Source organism: Photobacterium sagamiensis (assembly GCF_050337085.1).
GTDB classification, from domain to species: domain Bacteria; phylum Pseudomonadota; class Gammaproteobacteria; order Enterobacterales; family Vibrionaceae; genus Photobacterium; species Photobacterium sagamiensis.
Genome location: NZ_JAKJSP010000018.1, coordinates 131,465 through 147,759, shown reverse-complemented (window position 1 = coordinate 147,759; position 16,295 = coordinate 131,465). Strand labels below are relative to the sequence as shown.

At 47.6% G+C, this 16,295-nt stretch carries 18 protein-coding genes; 10 read left to right on the top strand and 8 right to left on the bottom strand.

Annotation, left to right across the window (positions count from 1 at the left end):
- The first annotated feature begins 91 nt into the window (after window positions 1–91).
- Together mpl and L4D76_RS08630 are read left to right on the top strand one after the other, a co-directional pair.
- The gene (gene mpl, locus L4D76_RS08635; RefSeq protein WP_428440507.1) at window positions 92–1,447 is read left to right on the top strand and encodes a UDP-N-acetylmuramate:L-alanyl-gamma-D-glutamyl-meso-diaminopimelate ligase; all 1,356 of its coding nucleotides are present in this window, start codon (window positions 92–94) and stop codon (window positions 1,445–1,447) included.
- A gap of 20 nt (window positions 1,448–1,467) precedes the next feature.
- Window positions 1,468–2,088 carry a flavin prenyltransferase UbiX gene (locus tag L4D76_RS08630; RefSeq protein WP_428440506.1) on the top strand — a complete coding sequence of 207 codons (621 nt, stop codon included), beginning with the start codon at window positions 1,468–1,470 and terminating at the stop codon, window positions 2,086–2,088.
- A gap of 74 nt (window positions 2,089–2,162) precedes the next feature.
- Here L4D76_RS08630 and L4D76_RS08625 read toward each other — a convergent pair whose 3' ends face one another.
- The 4 genes from L4D76_RS08625 to argR form a co-directional block, all read right to left on the bottom strand.
- Window positions 2,163–2,609, bottom strand: a complete 447-nt coding sequence (locus L4D76_RS08625; protein ID WP_428440505.1) for a universal stress protein — start codon at window positions 2,607–2,609, stop codon at window positions 2,163–2,165.
- 81 nt (window positions 2,610–2,690) lie between these two features.
- On the bottom strand, window positions 2,691–5,267 hold the full coding sequence (locus L4D76_RS08620; protein ID WP_428440504.1) for a TRAP transporter permease: 2,577 nt from the start codon (window positions 5,265–5,267) through the stop codon (window positions 2,691–2,693).
- A 105-nt stretch (window positions 5,268–5,372) separates the two neighbouring features.
- On the bottom strand, window positions 5,373–6,344 hold the full coding sequence (locus L4D76_RS08615; protein ID WP_428440503.1) for a TAXI family TRAP transporter solute-binding subunit: 972 nt from the start codon (window positions 6,342–6,344) through the stop codon (window positions 5,373–5,375).
- A gap of 296 nt (window positions 6,345–6,640) precedes the next feature.
- Window positions 6,641–7,111, bottom strand: a complete 471-nt coding sequence (gene argR / locus L4D76_RS08610; RefSeq protein ID WP_428440502.1) for a transcriptional regulator ArgR — start codon at window positions 7,109–7,111, stop codon at window positions 6,641–6,643.
- A 364-nt stretch (window positions 7,112–7,475) separates the two neighbouring features.
- Between argR and mdh the strand changes: the two genes are divergently transcribed.
- Window positions 7,476–8,414 carry a malate dehydrogenase gene (mdh, locus tag L4D76_RS08605; RefSeq protein ID WP_428440501.1) on the top strand — a complete coding sequence of 313 codons (939 nt, stop codon included), beginning with the start codon at window positions 7,476–7,478 and terminating at the stop codon, window positions 8,412–8,414.
- Between the two features lie 86 nt (window positions 8,415–8,500).
- Here mdh and L4D76_RS08600 read toward each other — a convergent pair whose 3' ends face one another.
- Together L4D76_RS08600 and ispB are read right to left on the bottom strand one after the other, a co-directional pair.
- Window positions 8,501–8,692 (bottom strand): hypothetical protein, encoded by a 192-nt coding sequence (locus L4D76_RS08600; protein ID WP_428440500.1) that lies wholly within the window; start codon window positions 8,690–8,692, stop codon window positions 8,501–8,503.
- A gap of 153 nt (window positions 8,693–8,845) precedes the next feature.
- Window positions 8,846–9,817: an octaprenyl diphosphate synthase gene (ispB, locus tag L4D76_RS08595; RefSeq protein ID WP_428440499.1), complete on the bottom strand. Its 972-nt coding sequence runs from the start codon at window positions 9,815–9,817 to the stop codon at window positions 8,846–8,848.
- Between the two features lie 279 nt (window positions 9,818–10,096).
- On the opposite strand from ispB, the gene rplU reads away from it, so the two are divergent.
- The 7 genes from rplU (at window position 10,097) to folA (ending at window position 14,920) form a co-directional block, all read left to right on the top strand.
- Window positions 10,097–10,408, top strand: a complete 312-nt coding sequence (rplU, locus tag L4D76_RS08590) for a 50S ribosomal protein L21 (RefSeq protein ID WP_428440498.1) — start codon at window positions 10,097–10,099, stop codon at window positions 10,406–10,408.
- 19 nt (window positions 10,409–10,427) lie between these two features.
- On the top strand, window positions 10,428–10,685 hold the full coding sequence (rpmA, locus tag L4D76_RS08585) for a 50S ribosomal protein L27 (protein ID WP_107285195.1): 258 nt from the start codon (window positions 10,428–10,430) through the stop codon (window positions 10,683–10,685).
- Between the two features lie 90 nt (window positions 10,686–10,775).
- The gene (locus L4D76_RS08580) at window positions 10,776–11,675 is read left to right on the top strand and encodes a DMT family transporter (protein ID WP_428440497.1); all 900 of its coding nucleotides are present in this window, start codon (window positions 10,776–10,778) and stop codon (window positions 11,673–11,675) included.
- Window positions 11,676–11,765: 90 nt separating this feature from the next.
- Complete coding sequence (gene cgtA, locus L4D76_RS08575; RefSeq protein ID WP_428440496.1) at window positions 11,766–12,944, top strand: Obg family GTPase CgtA; 1,179 nt, start codon at window positions 11,766–11,768, stop codon at window positions 12,942–12,944.
- Window positions 12,945–13,138: 194 nt separating this feature from the next.
- A complete protein-coding gene (locus tag L4D76_RS08570) occupies window positions 13,139–13,930 on the top strand; it encodes a threonine/serine exporter family protein (protein WP_428440495.1) in 792 nt (263 codons plus the stop codon).
- Window positions 13,927–14,400, top strand: coding sequence for a threonine/serine exporter family protein (locus tag L4D76_RS08565; RefSeq protein WP_428440494.1), 474 nt, complete (start codon window positions 13,927–13,929; stop codon window positions 14,398–14,400). Before L4D76_RS08570 ends, L4D76_RS08565 begins: the two co-directional genes overlap by 4 nt.
- A 31-nt stretch (window positions 14,401–14,431) precedes the next feature.
- Window positions 14,432–14,920, top strand: coding sequence for a type 3 dihydrofolate reductase (folA, locus tag L4D76_RS08560; protein WP_428440493.1), 489 nt, complete (start codon window positions 14,432–14,434; stop codon window positions 14,918–14,920).
- A 55-nt stretch (window positions 14,921–14,975) separates the two neighbouring features.
- On the opposite strand, the gene L4D76_RS08555 is transcribed toward folA, so the two are convergent.
- Both L4D76_RS08555 and apaG read right to left on the bottom strand, forming a co-directional pair.
- Window positions 14,976–15,794: a symmetrical bis(5'-nucleosyl)-tetraphosphatase gene (locus tag L4D76_RS08555; protein WP_428440492.1), complete on the bottom strand. Its 819-nt coding sequence runs from the start codon at window positions 15,792–15,794 to the stop codon at window positions 14,976–14,978.
- 8 nt (window positions 15,795–15,802) lie between these two features.
- Entirely contained in the window at window positions 15,803–16,192 is a 390-nt protein-coding gene (gene apaG, locus L4D76_RS08550; protein WP_428440491.1) for a Co2+/Mg2+ efflux protein ApaG, read from the bottom strand.
- Window positions 16,193–16,295 lie beyond the last annotated feature (103 nt).

Here is a 16,295-nt window from a genome sequence, read left to right as displayed (position 1 = left end):
TATAAAGAATTGTATATAAAGATCTTTTTTATGGTAACGAAGTAACGCAAAAGCGTGAAATCATCTGAATTTAGCCAGTGAGCCGAGAATTATGCACATCCATATTTTAGGTATTTGCGGCACATTTATGGGCGGCGCCGCCATTCTTGCCAGACAATTGGGCCATAAAGTGACCGGCAGTGATGCCAATGTTTACCCTCCAATGAGTACCTTGCTTGAATCTCAAGGTATTGAAATTATACAAGGTTACGATCCGTCACAGTTGGATCCGGCGCCGGACCTAGTGGTGGTCGGTAATGCGATGAGTCGTGGTAATCCCTGCGTTGAGTATGTACTTAACCGCAACCTGCGTTACACCTCTGGTCCGCAGTGGTTGCAGGAGTTTTTATTGCATGAACGCTGGGTCTTAGCGGTAGCGGGTACTCACGGCAAAACCACCACAGCCAGTATGTTGGCCTGGATCCTTGAAGATTGTGGCTATCAACCTGGTTTTCTGGTCGGTGGGGTGCTCGGAAACTTCGGCGTTTCTGCGCGTTTAGGTGAAAGTATGTTCTTCGTTGTTGAAGCGGACGAATACGATAGTGCTTTTTTCGATAAACGTTCTAAGTTTGTTCATTATCGACCACGAACGCTGGTTATGAATAATCTGGAGTTCGATCACGCCGATATTTTTGATGATTTGAAAGCGATCCAACGCCAATTTCATCATTTAGTGAGAACTGTGCCGGGTAATGGCCGAATTCTTGCGCCAAAGGGTATAGAAAATATTCAGCAAACCTTAGATATGGGCTGCTGGAGCGAGTTGGAATATACCGGTGAGGATGGCCACTGGATGGCGAAAAAGCGCATTGCCGACGGCAGTGTGTTTGATGTTTATCTTGATGGTGCCGTGGTGGGAACCGTCCGCTGGGATTTGGTGGGTGAGCATAATGTGAGTAATGCCCTGATGGCAATTGCTGCTGCCCGTCATGTTGGCGTTACGCCGGATCTTGGCTGCGAGTCGTTAGCAAGGTTTATCAATACCAAGCGTCGGCTTGAACTCAAAGGCGAAGTGAAGGGAATTAAGGTTTATGATGATTTTGCCCATCATCCGACAGCCATTAAGCTAACCTTGGGTGGCTTGCGAGCGAAAGTGGGAGATGAGCGGATCCTGGCGGTGTTAGAACCTCGTTCCAACACCATGAAGTTAGGTGTTCATAAAAACGAAATTGCCCCGGCATTACATGCTGCCGATCAGGTGTTCGTATTCCAGCCGGATACTATTCCATGGTCAGTGGCGGAAATAACCCGGTCCTGTACTCAGCCAGCGATGACTGAAAGTGATTTGGATCTGCTGGTGGATAAAATCACAGCCGAAGCAAAAGAGGGCGACAATATTCTGGTGATGAGTAATGGCGGCTTTGGCGGTATACATGACAAGTTACTGGTGGCACTTGCTGCGAAGTAACCTCAATGAAGGAAAATAAAATGAAAGATAAGCGCATTACTCTCGCCTGGACGGGGGCGTCCGGGGCACCGTATGGCTTGCGTTTATTGGAATGCCTTTTAGCTGCTGACTATCAGGTTTATTTATTGATTTCATCTGCCGCGAGAGTGGTGCTGGCAACAGAGCATGGCTTAAAATTACCGGGCGGAGCGGTTGCAGCGAAAGAGTTGCTGGTGAAACATTTGAACTGCGATGCCAGTAAGCTGGATGTGTGCGGCAAGGAAGACTGGTTTTCGCCCGTTGCATCGGGATCGGCGGCACCAAAACAAATGGTTGTTTGTCCCTGCTCTGCGGGAACGCTTGCTTCGGTCGCGCATGGTATGTCTGATAATTTACTTGAGCGTGCTGCCGATGTGGTTATGAAAGAACGGGGACAGCTATTGATGGTGGTACGAGAAACACCGTTTTCGACCCTGCACCTGGAAAATATGCTGAAGCTGTCAAAAATGGGCGTGACCATTATGCCTGCAGCACCAGGTTTCTATCATCAGCCGGAATCCATTGAAGATATGGTGGATTTTATGGTGGCACGAATTCTTGATCACCTTGGTATTGAACAAGGCTTAGTGCCGCGCTGGGGGTATGATCAGCGTAACGGTTAAGTCTGAGTCATGTACTCACCGACCCCAGCCCCTGAATAAATCAAAGCCCGCATCTGCGGGCTTTGTGCTTTTTGTTATTTTAAATGACCTTGTGGTTTGAGCACCAACACATTGATGGGTGAGTTTTCAACCACCTTCGATGCAACTGAACCGAGCATGGCTTTATCCAGCTTCGAGCGTTGATGGCTAGGCATGATGATCAAATCCGCACCAATACGGCTAGCTTGCTCTAAGATGGTTGTCCAGGCTTTTCCTTCAGAAATATACATATGATGGATAATTTCATCCGGGATGTATTTTTCAGCAAAAAGATTAAGCTGATGCTGGGCATCCTGTTTCATTTTTCGAGCGGCATCTTTGGGAAAATAACTCGACACCATCGACATGTGAATGCCAGGCAAGACGTTCAGTAAATGAATTGTCGCATTGGATTGTTTCGCATGCCAGACCGCGAGCTCAACGGCTTTATCTGAGAAGCCCTGTTCATTGAGATCGACCGGAACCAAAATTTGTTTAAACATATTATTCCCTTAAGCTGTGTGGGCTCAATAAGGGAGAATAACTTCTCCCTATCATTGAGTGTAGACCTATGCTGGGTACTGTTACTGTGTGATCCCGGCTTTAGCACGTCGGCGTTGGTTCCATCCTAAAGCACCTAAGAGTAATAAAGTGGGAACAAAAACCCATTCTTTCATTGGTCGTACAGCGGGTAGGTTGACTTTTGTGATCTCCCAGTCAAAATCGATCCCCGCCAATTCTGCTGCACTACCAAACTCGATCATATCAACCATCATTTTTTCGCCGTCTTGACGGAGCATCAATCCGGTTGACGCGATACGATCGTCCGGTGATATAGCCTCTTCATCAAAGGGTAATAAGACAAGTTTGCTAATGGTTTTACCTTCCAGGTTTTCCCCGCTGACTTGCAGTTCAAGCGGCTGACCAATATCCAGTTTATCGGCTGCATCAGCAATCAGAACGCCAGGCATTTCATGCTTGGCCGGGTAAACCATGTCCCACCAGTAGCCCGGGCGGAACAGTGAGAAAGTGATCAGTAGTAAGAGCGCAACTTCCCACCATTTGGTTTTGGTAAACCACCACCCCTGCGTGGCCGCAGAAAAGGTCAGCATCGCGAGCACAGCCGAAACGATGGTGAGGCTTAAATGCCACCAGGAGTCGATATCCATCAACAACAACTGGGTGTTGAAGATAAACATAAACGGCAGGATCGCGGTTCGGATATCGTAAGTGAACCCCTGGATACCGGTACGTATCGGATCGGATTTGGCGATGGCAGCGGCGGCAAAGGCGGCAAGGCCAACCGGTGGTGTGTCATCGGCCAGAATACCAAAGTAGAACACAAACAGGTGAACGGCGATTAACGGGATAATCAGTCCGCTTTGTGCGCCAAGCGTCACGATAACGGGGGCCATCAGGGTTGAAACCACGATGTAGTTAGCTGTCGTTGGTAGTCCCATCCCCAGGATCAGGCTGATCAATGCAGTAAACAATAACATCAGCATGATGTTACCGCCGGAGATAAACTCGACAAAGTCAGTCATTACCAGACCGATGCCGGTGAGGGTGACCACACCGACGACAATGCCTGCGGCAGCCGTTGCGACACCAATACCGATCATGTTGCGACCGCCAGAAACGAGACTTTCTACCAGATCATCAACCCCTTCACGTGCGGCATCTTTTAACGTTTTTTCTTTATTAAACATCGCCAATAATGGACGCTGTGTTAATAAAATGAAGATCATAAATACGGTCGCCCAGAATGCCGAGAGGCCCGGAGAGAAACGTTCAACGGTTAAGCACCAGACCAGTACGACGATAGGCAGCAGGAAGTACAGCCCCGATTTGATAGTGGGCCCAGGCTCCGGCACTTCGATTAACGCTTCATCCGGGTTTTCCATGGTGTGGTCTTGATAGTTAGCCGAGACTCTTATTAAAGCGACATAGGCCACTAAAATAAGCACACCAATAATCGGTGTCGCTGCAGCGCCAAAGACATCTTTCGTCCAACCAATACCATAGTAAACCGCACCACTGATCACTATCAGACCGAGCAAGGTACCGCTAAAGGATAATAAGCTTTGTGCCATCGTGGGTTTATAACGACGCGGCAGCCCGGTCATACCCGCCTTGCAGGCTTCGAGGTGAACGATGTATAACAAGGCAATGTATGAGATCAATGCCGGCAAGATCGCGGCTCGAATCACTTCTACATAAGAGATCCCAACATATTCAACCATCAAGAATGCGGCTGCACCCATGATAGGCGGTGTTAGCTGACCATTGGTGGAAGCGGCAACTTCGACAGCTCCCGCTTTTTCACCGGAAAATCCCACACGCTTCATGAGTGGAATGGTGAAAGTACCGGTGGTGACGACGTTGGCAATCGATGAGCCCGAAACCAGCCCGGATAAGCCCGAGGCGACAACAGCCGCTTTTGCCGGACCACCACGCATATGACCTAATAATGAGAACGCGACTTTAATGAAGTAAGCACCTGCTCCTGCACGTTCCAGCATTGCACCGAACAGTACGAACAGGAATACAAACGATGTTGATACCCCAAGGGCAACGCCAAAGACCCCTTCAGTCGTTAGCCACATATGTGACATTGTTTTATTCAGGCTAGCCCCTTTGTGCGCAATGACATCGGGCATATGAGGGCCGCCGAAGGTATAGAGCAAGAATACGGCAGCAACCACCATCAACGGTGGGCCTAAGGCGCGTCGAGTGGCTTCTAGCAGCAGTATCATCCCGCAGACAGCAGCAATGATGTCTATCTGGGTTGGAGCGCCAGATCGCTCGGCGAGTTGGGTATAAAACAGATAGATATAACCAGCCGACAGGCTCCCGACCAGTGCCAGTAACCAATCGGTAGCAGGAATACGATCTCGTGGTGAGTGCTTCAGTGCCGGATAAGCGGTAAAAGCCAGGAAGATGGCAAAGGCAAGGTGCACTGAACGGGCTTCGGTATCATTCAAGATAGCGAAATTAAAAATGAACGGAAGTGGAGAGGCGTACCATAGCTGGAATAAAGACCAGCAAAGTGGAACGAACCATAAGATACGTCCCGCAATACCGCCAGGGTTTCTAGCCCCTGTGTCTGCCTGGGCTACCATATCTTGAACATCTGTCGACGTTTGTGTTGTCTTCGTCATGCAGCATCCTAGGTTGTTATAATTCTATGGGCGTGTGAAATAGCATGCGCCGCAAATGCGGCGCATGAGGGGCAACAAGTGCCTCTTAAATGTAGTCAAGCGAGGTTATTTTGGTAGATAACCGGCTTCTTTGTAGTAGCGAATTGCCCCTGGGTGCAGAGGAATTGACAGACCATCTTTAACCATGTTTTCAGGTTTCAGATTAGCAAATGCCGGGTGTAGTCGTTTGAAAGTATTGAAGTTTTCGAATACTGATTTCACAAGAGCGTAAACCACATCGTCAGAGACATCCGTAGTGGAAATCAGTGTTGCTGCTACACCAAAGCTATTTACGTCTTTATCGGTACCTTTATACATGCCGCCAGGTACTGTGCTTTTGGCGTAGTATGGGTTGTCGGCAACTATTTTATCAATAGCAGGCCCCGTAGCAGAAACCAGCTTAGCATCACAAGATGTCGTTGCTTCTTTGATTGAACCGTTTGGATGGCCAACCATGTAGATGAATGCATCGATTTTGTTATCACATAATGCTTGTGAACGCTCGGAACCTTTTAGTTCAGAGGCCAATTTGAAATCGGCCTTAGTCCAGTCCAGTGCTTCCATGACTACACCCATAGTAGCGCGGTCACCAGAGCCCGGGTTACCGATATTTACGCGTTTGCCTTTTAGATCTTCTACATTGTTAATGCCTGCATCTGTGCGGGCAATAATATTGAACGGTTCGGTGTGAAGTGAGAAAACGGCGCGGAGTTTTTTATAAGAACCTTGATCCTTGAATTTACTGGTACCGTTGTAGCCGTGATACTGCCAGTCTGATTGCACAATACCAAAGTCTAATTCTCCGGCACGCATGGTGTTCACGTTATAGATAGAACCACCAGTCGATTCGACAGAACAGCGAACATTATGCTGTTTACGATCTTTGTTCACCAGCTTACAAATAGCACCGCCAGTAGGGTAGTAAACACCCGTTACTGAACCGGTACCGACTGTGATGAAGCTCTGGGCGTTGGCCATACCAGCAGTCATGACAACTGCTGCTAGCGCACTCATTTTAATTAGTTGTTTCAATGCCATGTTTATCCTTTCCTTATTGTTGTTATCTCCTGAGGAGAAATGTTTTTCCATCGGTGGAAAAGGCACCATTGCGGAAGCAAATCAGGCAGATAATAGCAAAAGTGATGAAAGGATTTAAAACTGTGTTAACAAAGATTTGCTAAATATTTGATAAAATTACAGCTATTTAGAGAGGGGGGTGGTTTATTATCTATTATTATCAATGGCTTGCTTTGTACTTGAGCAAGTTATAAGAAGTTTGTCTGATTGTGAGCCTTGTCACGTTTAATGGGGGCTGATGCCCCCCCATTAACACATTAGTTACTGTAGTCGAAAAGATCACATACAGAATCAAAGAGCTCTTCGGTGGTGGTGCTGCTAGTTGGCGTGATGAAAATAGTATCATCACCGGCAACGACACCTAAAATACCTTCGGCCTTACCTAGAGAATCCAGCAGGCGGGCAATCAGCTGTGCGGCACCTGGTCCTGTCTGAATCACAACCAGGGCGTTATTATGGCCTATTTCCATTACCAGCTCTTTTAGCGGACTGGTTGTGGTCGGCACACCTAATTCTACAGGCAGGCAGTAAACCATCTCCATCTTAGCATTACGAGTACGGACGGCGCCGAACTTGGTCAGCATGCGAGAGACTTTTGATTGGTTGATATTATCGAACCCCTGAGCTTTCAAGGCATCAACAATTTCACCTTGAGAGCTGAATTTTTCTTCTTTTAGAATCGTTTTGAATGCTTTGATTAAACGTTCTTGTTTATCTGAATTTCGCATAAGTAAATTTTATGTACAGGGACGAGGTAACATATTTTCGCATAACCTCTTGGTGAGTAGCAAACAGAGTTCATGGAAACTTACGTTTCAATCACTTTTATCGTTTATAAAAAGGGGGATCTATTTATCCTGTTCTACTCTCCAGTGAATTGTTTAAATTGGTATTACCTGATTGTTGCAGCTGGTTTTTCGAGCTAAGTATCATTCGGCAAAGATTTTCATTGTCGCACGTAGCTAGCCCGCTTTATGATGGCCTATGCGTGACTTCGCAAAGCTGATTGGGTTTGATTGTATTTAACAATTGGTTGCTATAACGTCACCCACAGGTCTGAAAAATATACTTCTATCGTAAAGGAGAACGAACATGAAAGTTGCTGTAATTGGCGCGGCTGGTGGCATCGGCCAGGCATTGGCTCTGCTATTAAAAAACCGTCTGCCAGCAGGTTCTGATCTTGCGTTATATGATATTGCTCCGGTAACGCCAGGTGTTGCGGCTGATCTGAGTCATATCCCGACTCCTGTTTCTATTAAAGGTTATGGCGGTGAAGATCCGACCCCAGCACTGGAAGGCGCTGACGTAGTATTAATTTCTGCAGGTGTTGCACGTAAGCCAGGCATGGATCGAGCGGATCTTTTCAATGTGAATGCTGGCATTGTTAAGTCACTGGCCGAGAAAATTGCTGTTGTTTGTCCAAAAGCTTGCGTTGGTATTATTACTAACCCTGTGAACACGACAGTTGCGATTGCCGCTGACGTACTGAAAAAAGCCGGTGTTTACGATAAGCGCAGACTGTTTGGTGTGACTACGCTTGATGTGATCCGCTCGGAGACATTTGTCGCAGAGTTGAAAGGAAAAGATCCAAGTGGGATCCGCGTACCTGTGATTGGTGGGCACTCTGGTGTCACTATTCTTCCTCTATTGTCTCAGGTTGAAGGTGTTGAGTTTACGGAAGAAGAAATCAAAGCATTGACTCCACGCATTCAGAATGCAGGTACAGAAGTTGTTCAAGCGAAAGCGGGCGGCGGCTCTGCAACACTTTCGATGGGCCAGGCTGCATGTCGCTTTGGTCTGGCACTGGTTCGCGCATTACAGGGTGAGCAAGGTATTGTTGAATGTGCTTACGTTGAAGGTGATGGCAAACATGCCCGCTTCTTTGCGCAACCGGTACTGCTAGGTAAAGAGGGTGCCAAAGAAGTGATGGACTACGGTAAGCTGAGTGCATTCGAACAGGAAGCATTAGATAGCATGCTTGATACTCTGTCATCTGATATCGCGCTTGGTGAAGAATTCGCCGCTAAATAATTGCGGTAAAACGGAAAAAAGCGGCACTCTAGCCGCTTTTTTTGTGCATCCAGCATGGCTCTTTGTATCGACCGGCTAAGGTCATTCTAGTAATAAATGTTACAACCCGTGTGAAGTTGAGGCTGTTCCTGAATGTCATCGCAATTAACGGTACTGCGCGAATGATCGTGCATACTTTCGACAATTGCAGAGTTATGGGCGGGATCAACTTCAATGATCTCTACCACGCCTTGCGGACACTCCACCCACATCCCTTGTTTCAGATCTTTAGCTTGCATCATGGCCTCCAAATATAGCTCAGGGCAAAGATGATCTGTGTATTAACTATAGATCAGCTGAAGGATCCTTTCTCGGGCGGAAAAGGATGGGGAGGGGGAAAGCCTGCTTAGAGATGTGATCAGAAAATGGGATCAGGGCAGGCGTCTATGGGATTATTTATTGCGCTGCACAGCAAGGTGTGCGAGAGCGATCAAGGCTTCTTTGTAATCAGATTCGGGTATAGGCGCCAGTGCGGTAATGGCTTTGTCTGCTTCATCTTCGGCGCGCTGCTGGGTGTATTCCAGCGAGCCGGTTTCGCGCATACAAGCCAGGATAGGTTCAAGCTTATCTAAACCATTCCCTTTCTCGATAGCTTCGCGAATCATTAAAGATTGCTCGGCGTTACCATGGTGCATAGCATACAGCAGGGGCAGAGTTGGTTTACCTTCAGCAAGATCATCACCGACGTTTTTACCCATCTCTTTGCCATCAGCAACGTAATCCAGTACATCATCGATCAGCTGGAAAGCAGTACCTAAATAACGGCCGTAGTCTTGCAAGGCCACTTCGATGTTCTCTGGCGCCTCAGCAAGAATGGCTGCTACCTGCGTTGCAGCCTCGAACAAGCGGGCTGTTTTTGAGTAGATAACCTGCATATAGTTATCTTCGGTGGTTTCCGGATCATTGCAGTTCATCAGCTGCTGCACTTCACCTTCGGCGATCACATTCACTGCTTCACTCATGATATCCAGGATCCGCAAGGATCTCAGGCTTGTCATCATCTGGAAAGAGCGGGTGTAAATGTAATCACCGACCAAGACACTGGCAGCATTACCAAATGCGGCATTGGCCGTTGCCTTGCCACGGCGCATATCCGATTCATCAACAACATCATCATGAAGCAGTGTTGCAGTATGAGTAAATTCGATAAATGCCGCAGCAGTCGTGTGCTTGTTACCTTCATAGCCAAGAGCGCGGGCAGCCAAGACGGCGAGTATCGGGCGCAGGCGCTTACCGCCACCGCTGATAATGTAAAAACCGAGTTGATTAATCAGAGCGACATCTGAGTTCAGTTGTGCTTTTATCTTCGCGTTAACTTCCGCCATATCATTGGCGGTGAGCGCTTGGATAGCTTTAAAATCCATTATACATCCAGCAAATTTGTTGGCCGCTAAGGCGGAAAGGTTATTCGAATTTGTAATAGAATCTTACACTAAAATATCCCTTTATTCACAACCCCTAATTACTACAGATCAGAGAGTTGTTCTACTGGACAGCTTTTCACCAATTTTCTTTGTTTAATGGCTTGCCACAAGCACCGTTTTCACGTAACATTCGCGCCCTATTGATGACAAGATTAAGCGCATACCCGTTGCCCAATATTTAACGTGGCAGATGGCCTATGCGGAAAAGCGGAGTAAGACATGTACGCTGTTTTCCAAAGTGGTGGTAAGCAACACCGAGTAAGCGAAGGCCAGACCTTACGCTTGGAAAAACTAGACGCTGAAACAGGCGCTAGCGTTGAATTTGACAACGTTCTTCTAGTAACCAACGGTGAAGAAGTAACTGTAGGTGCACCATTCGTTGCGGGTGGTAAAGTGACTGCAGAGATTGTGACGCACGGTCGCGGCGATAAAATTAAAATCGTTAAGTTCCGTCGTCGTAAGCATTCTCGTAAGCAAATGGGCCACCGTCAGTGGTTCACTGAAGTCAAAATTACTGGCATCAGCGCTTAATAATTAGGAGAATTTAAAAATGGCACATAAAAAAGCTGGCGGTTCTACTAATAACGGCCGTGATTCAGAAAGCAAACGTCTAGGTGTTAAGCGTTTCGGTGGCGAATCTGTTCTTGCAGGTAACATCATCGTTCGTCAGCGTGGTACTAAATTCCACCCTGGAACTAACGTAGGCTGCGGTAAAGACCACACACTATTCGCACTAACTGACGGTAAAGTTAAGTTCGAAGTTAAAGGTCCTAAAAACCGTAAATTCGTAACTATCGAAGCTGAATAATTCAGTCTCGTAACGAATCTTAAAGCCCTGCCAATTGGCGGGGCTTTTTATGTCTTGAGGGTTTATGTTAATCAAAACCCTGCAGCAGGAATGGTCTTAGCGCTGATAACAGCACTGTTCTGGGGGGCTCTGCCCATCGCCATGAAGCAGGCTGTCGAGGTGATGGAACCTTTTACCATTGTCTGGTACCGCTTTTTAACCGCCTCCATTGGTTTAGGGGGATGGTTATTCTGGCGTAAGCAATTACCTCAGGTTAAGTCTGCAAGCGTAACGGGCCTTGGCTTGTTAATCCTGGCCAGTATCGGTCTGGCGGGTAACTTTGTCCTGTTTAATAGTGCATTAGAATATCTGGATCCGCCTGTGGTTCAGGTGATCATACAGCTCGCACCAGTGATTCTGTTGCTGACCAGTGTCTGGCTGTTTAAAGAAAAATTAGGTGTGCACCAAATGATTGGTGTGGCATGCCTGATGCTCGGTTTGCTCCTGTTTTTTAATGAAAGACTGGTAGAATTGTTTACTAGTTTTACAGGCTATACGCATGGCGTATTATTGGCAGTCGTGGCAGCTTTGGTATGGGTGGTATATGGGCTGGCGCAGAAGTGTCTGCTCAAACAGTTCCGCTCAGCGCAGATCCTGTTAATGATCTATGTGATCTGTACCTTGATGCTGACCCCGCTAGCCAAACCCGGGCAACTTTTATTAATGGATTCTAGGCAGTTGGGCATGTTGATGTTCTGCTGTGTTAATACCCTTGTCGGTTATGGCGCATTTGCTGAAGCTATGGCGCGCTGGCAAGCCTCACAGGTGAGCGCGGTGATCACCTTAGCTCCCTTGTTTACGATAATATTTGTCGATCTTGCTAGTCTGATTTGGCCGCAGTTTTTTACTGCCGCAGCCCTTAATGTATTGGGGTATATTGGCGCTATGGTTGTGGTGAGTAGTGCCATGTTCTGTGCCATTGGCCATAAAATTATTCGTCAGCACAAATAGCCAAGGTCCATTACAATAGATTAATAGCAATCTGAATAATTTGATGATTGATCAGATTGGGATATTGAACGCCACAGTGCGGAGAAAGAGATGAAGTTTGTAGATGAAGCGGTAATTCGAGTTGATGCCGGTGATGGTGGTAATGGTACCGTTAGTTTCCGTACTGAAAAATATGTGCCAAGAGGCGGCCCTGATGGCGGCGATGGCGGTGATGGCGGTGATGTATACTTATTGGCCGATGAAAACGTTAATACCCTGATCGATTATCGATTTGAGCGTTTTCACTCAGCACCTCGCGGCGAAAATGGCCGTGGCGGTAACTGTACCGGTAAACGTGGCGAAGATTGTATATTACGTGTTCCCGTGGGCACGCGTGCGGTTGATGAAGAGACCGGTGAAATTATTGCTGATTTGACGCAGCACGGTATGAAGATCATGGCCGCGAAAGGCGGATTTCATGGTTTAGGCAATACCCGTTATAAATCGTCAGTAAACCGGGCGCCGCGTCAGAAATCAATGGGAACGAAAGGTGAGATCCGTCACCTGCGCCTTGAGCTATTGTTGCTTGCGGATGTCGGTATGCTGGGGCTACCGAATGCTGGTAAATCAACCTTCATTCGCGCAGTCTCTGCAGCAACACCAAAAGTTGCTGATTACCCGTTTACGACCCTGGTTCCAAGCTTGGGTGTGGTACGTGTCGACTCTGATCGCAGCTTCGTTGTTGCAGATATTCCAGGCCTGATCGAAGGTGCTGCGGATGGTGCTGGCTTAGGTATTCGTTTCCTGAAACACCTTGAGCGCTGTCGTATTCTTCTGCATATGATTGATCTATTGCCAGCCGATGGTTCAGATCCGGTTGAGAATGCATTCACGATTTTGAATGAGCTTGATAAGTACAGCGAGAAGTTGGCGAACAAACCTCGTTGGATCATCTTCAATAAAGTGGATCTGTTATCAGAAGAAGATGCTCAAGCCAAGATCGATGAGATCCTGGGCGCACTTGCCTGGGAAGGTGACTATTACAGTATCTCTGGCCTCAATCGTATGGGGACGAAAGAGCTTACTTATGATCTGATGGCATTCATTGAGCAGTTACCAAAAGTAACGTTCGAAGAAGAAGCGGTAGAAAAAGAGAAAGTCGAATTCAAGTGGGATGATTATCACGCTGAGCAAATCAAAAAAGCTGAAGATGATAATGATGACGATGATGACGATTGGGATGACTGGAACGAAGATGATTATGATGTAGAGATCATCTACAAACCATAATTCATGTTCGCCCCAAGATAATGAGCCGCTCCTATGAGCGGCTTTTTTGTGTCTAATCAACACTGCCAGAGTAAATTTGTCTGATAATTAGCCAATGATGGCCGGGTGAAATGATTGATGATCTTCAGCTGTTACCGAATAGTCCCTGATTGCAAGGGTTAGCTTGGTGTAGAGACGATACAGAGGGAAGATTGATGGCAAGTGGGATAAAGCAACTGTCAGAGCCAGAGCAGAGGGAAGTGTCCCGTCTAGCGGTTGCTGCAGGACAAAGGTTATTACAGCATGGTGCTGAAAGCACGCTGGTGATGGATGTAACCTCGCGGTTAGGGTTAGCGCTGGGGGTTGAGAGCGTTGAAGTGTCGTTATCGGCCAGTTCGATGGTGCTGACGACATTGAATCATGGCCGCTGTATTACCACGACCCGCCGTTGTCAGGATCGCGGTATTAATATGCAAGTGGTGACAGAAATTCAACGTGTCTGCATCATGGCAGAGCGCGGTGTCATTGATGTGGATGGTGTTCATCAGCGTTTAGAGCAGATCAAACCCCTGCGTTACAACCGTTTTCTGGTTATCGTGATGATCGGTTTATCCTGTGCCTCTTTTAGCCGCTTAGCAGGGGGAGACTGGCCTGTCTTCTTGCTGACCTTTGTAGCATCTTCCGTCGGTATGTTTGTGCGTCAGGAGATAGCCCACGCTCACTTTAATCCATTACTGAATTTTGGGGTGACAGCCTTTGTGACCACCTTAATTTCTGGTCTTGGTCAGGTATACCAGATTGGTGAAACCCCTTTTCTGGCGATGGCTTCTTCAGTGTTAATGCTGGTGCCCGGCTTTCCGTTAATCAATGCGGTTTCAGATATGGTTAAAGGCTTTTCTAATATGGGGATTGCCCGCTGGACCATGGCCAGCTTACTGACGTTATCAACCAGTGCCGGTATTGTCGCAGCAATGAATGTGCTGGGTGTGTGGGGGTGGTTGTCATGATCGATTTGGCCTTTATTCTGGCGCTGCTCAATGATATGTTTTTTGCCATGATCCCGGCGGTAGGCTTCGCTCTGGTATTTAATGTTCCGCAAAAAGCACTGAAGTATTGTGCTATCGGCGGGGCGCTGGGCCATGGCAGTCGCTTTGTCTTGATGCATTTTGGCGTACCGATTGAATGGGCGACGTTTTGTGCGGCGACAATGGTCGGGATGATTGGTGTGCATTGGTCACACCGTTTTCTGGCCCATCCTAAGGTGTTTACTGTTGCGGCGATGATCCCTATGGTTCCGGGGGTTTTTGCCTTTAAAGCAATGATTGCATTAGTGGAAATTAATCATCGAGGCTTTAGTCCGGAGTTGTGGTCACTGATGGTGGAAAATGTCATTAAAGCGGTGTTTATTGTCGCAGCACTGGCAATCGGGCTGGCAATGCCGGGACTATTGTTTTATCGTCGCCGGCCGGTGGTATAGCGTTTTTAGTGGCAGTTAACAGGGGATAGTGATGAAGATCAGTATGATCGCGGCGATGGCTAAAGATCGTGTTATCGGTAAAGGCAATGCGATGCCATGGCATCTGCCAGCAGATTTTGCCTGGTTTAAGCAAGCGACATTAGGTAAACCCATCGTGATGGGACGAAAGACCTTTGAGTCGATTGGGCGTCCGTTGCCGGGACGTCATAACATAGTGATCACCCGTAATCCGGAATTTTGTGCAGAAGGTGTGACCGTAGTCGCTGACATTGACGCAGCCAAGAGCGCGGCGGGTGATGTTGAAGAGCTGATGATTATCGGTGGTGGCAGTATTTACGCGGCGTGTCTGTCGGTCGCTGATCGCCTGTATCTGACTTTTATTGATCTGGCGGTTGAGGGGGATACCTGTTTCCCTGACTGGGGCAATAACTGGATGGAAACCTATAGCAAAGAATATGCTGCCGATGACAAAAATGCCCACAATATGCGCTTTACGATATTAGATCGAGTAGAGAGTTAAGAATAGAGAGTGGCGAGAGAGAGAGCTCTCGTCACTCGATTTTCAGCTTTCTTCCCTACGCATAAACCGGACAGGCTGTTTCAAACCTGGCATCATCTTCCCAGCGTAATAACGTCATACTGTTTCCCCAGACGCATCCCGTATCCAGACCGATCACCTTGGTATCTTCGTAGCCCGATAATGCTGCCCAGTGACCAAAAATGATCTTCTTCCCTAATGGTTGTGAACGGGGAAGGCTAAACCAAGGAAGCAGCTCACCTGTTTCCGGGTGATCGGGTGATAATTTACAGGCCATATCCAGCCTGCCATCCGGATAGCAAAAGCGCATACGGGTGAAGGCATTAATGGTAAAGCGGTGCTTCTCTATGCCTTCGAGCTCGGGAGTCCAGAAGTCCGGGCCATTACCGTACATGTTTTGCAGTAGCCAGATATAATCTGCTGACTGCAAGCAGGTTTCGACTTCCCTTGCATGCTGATGGGCTTGCTGAAGATCCCACTGCGGGGGTATGCCTGCGTGAGCCATTACGAAAGGTAAGGACGGATGTTCGGCGAGTAACGGTTGGCGCCGTAGCCAGTCGAGCAACTCGGCACTGTCGGGTGCATCTAAGATGGCCTGAATTTTGTCCTTGGCTTTCGGTTTGGCGATGCCATTAGCAATGGCTAGTAAGTGTAGATCGTGATTGCCTAACACTGTCGTCGCTTGTGTACCGAGCGCTTTAACAAACCGTAAGGTGTCGAGTGATTTTGGGCCTCTGGCGACTAAATCGCCAGCCAGCCATAATTCATCATGCTCAGGATCGAATCGGGCCTGATCAAGCAGGTGGCAGAGATCGTCAAAACAACCTTGAATGTCACCGACAAGGTAGGTAGCCATACGGATCCTTAATGAAGAATATTGGGAATAGCCAGTCGGAAGGGAGAAACCTCGGCAGTAAATTCATCCCCCTGATCATTGCTCATGACGTAATGGCCCTGCATCACTCCCAGTGGGGTTTCAATGATGGTACCGCTGGTATAGGTGTATTCTTCGTTGGCGGCAATTTCAGGCTGCTCGCCGACGACACCTTCACCTTCGATCACTAATTTTTTGCCGTTAGCATCGGTGATCAGCCAGCGACGACTCAGCAATTGAGCTGCTCCCTGCCCGAGGTTACTGATAGTGATGGTGTACGAAAACACATAACGCTGATTGTCAGGCTCAGACTGGTCCTCGAGGTAGTGAGTAACCACTCTGCATTTGATGGTTGGGGTGGCGTTAGTACTCAAAATCATGCTTCCTTTCTTGCATTATAACTGCTCGCCTTATGACCATCTAATCCAACAGCCTTATTGATTAAGAAATAAGGCTGTTGAATTAAATAGCGCTGAGCCGAAC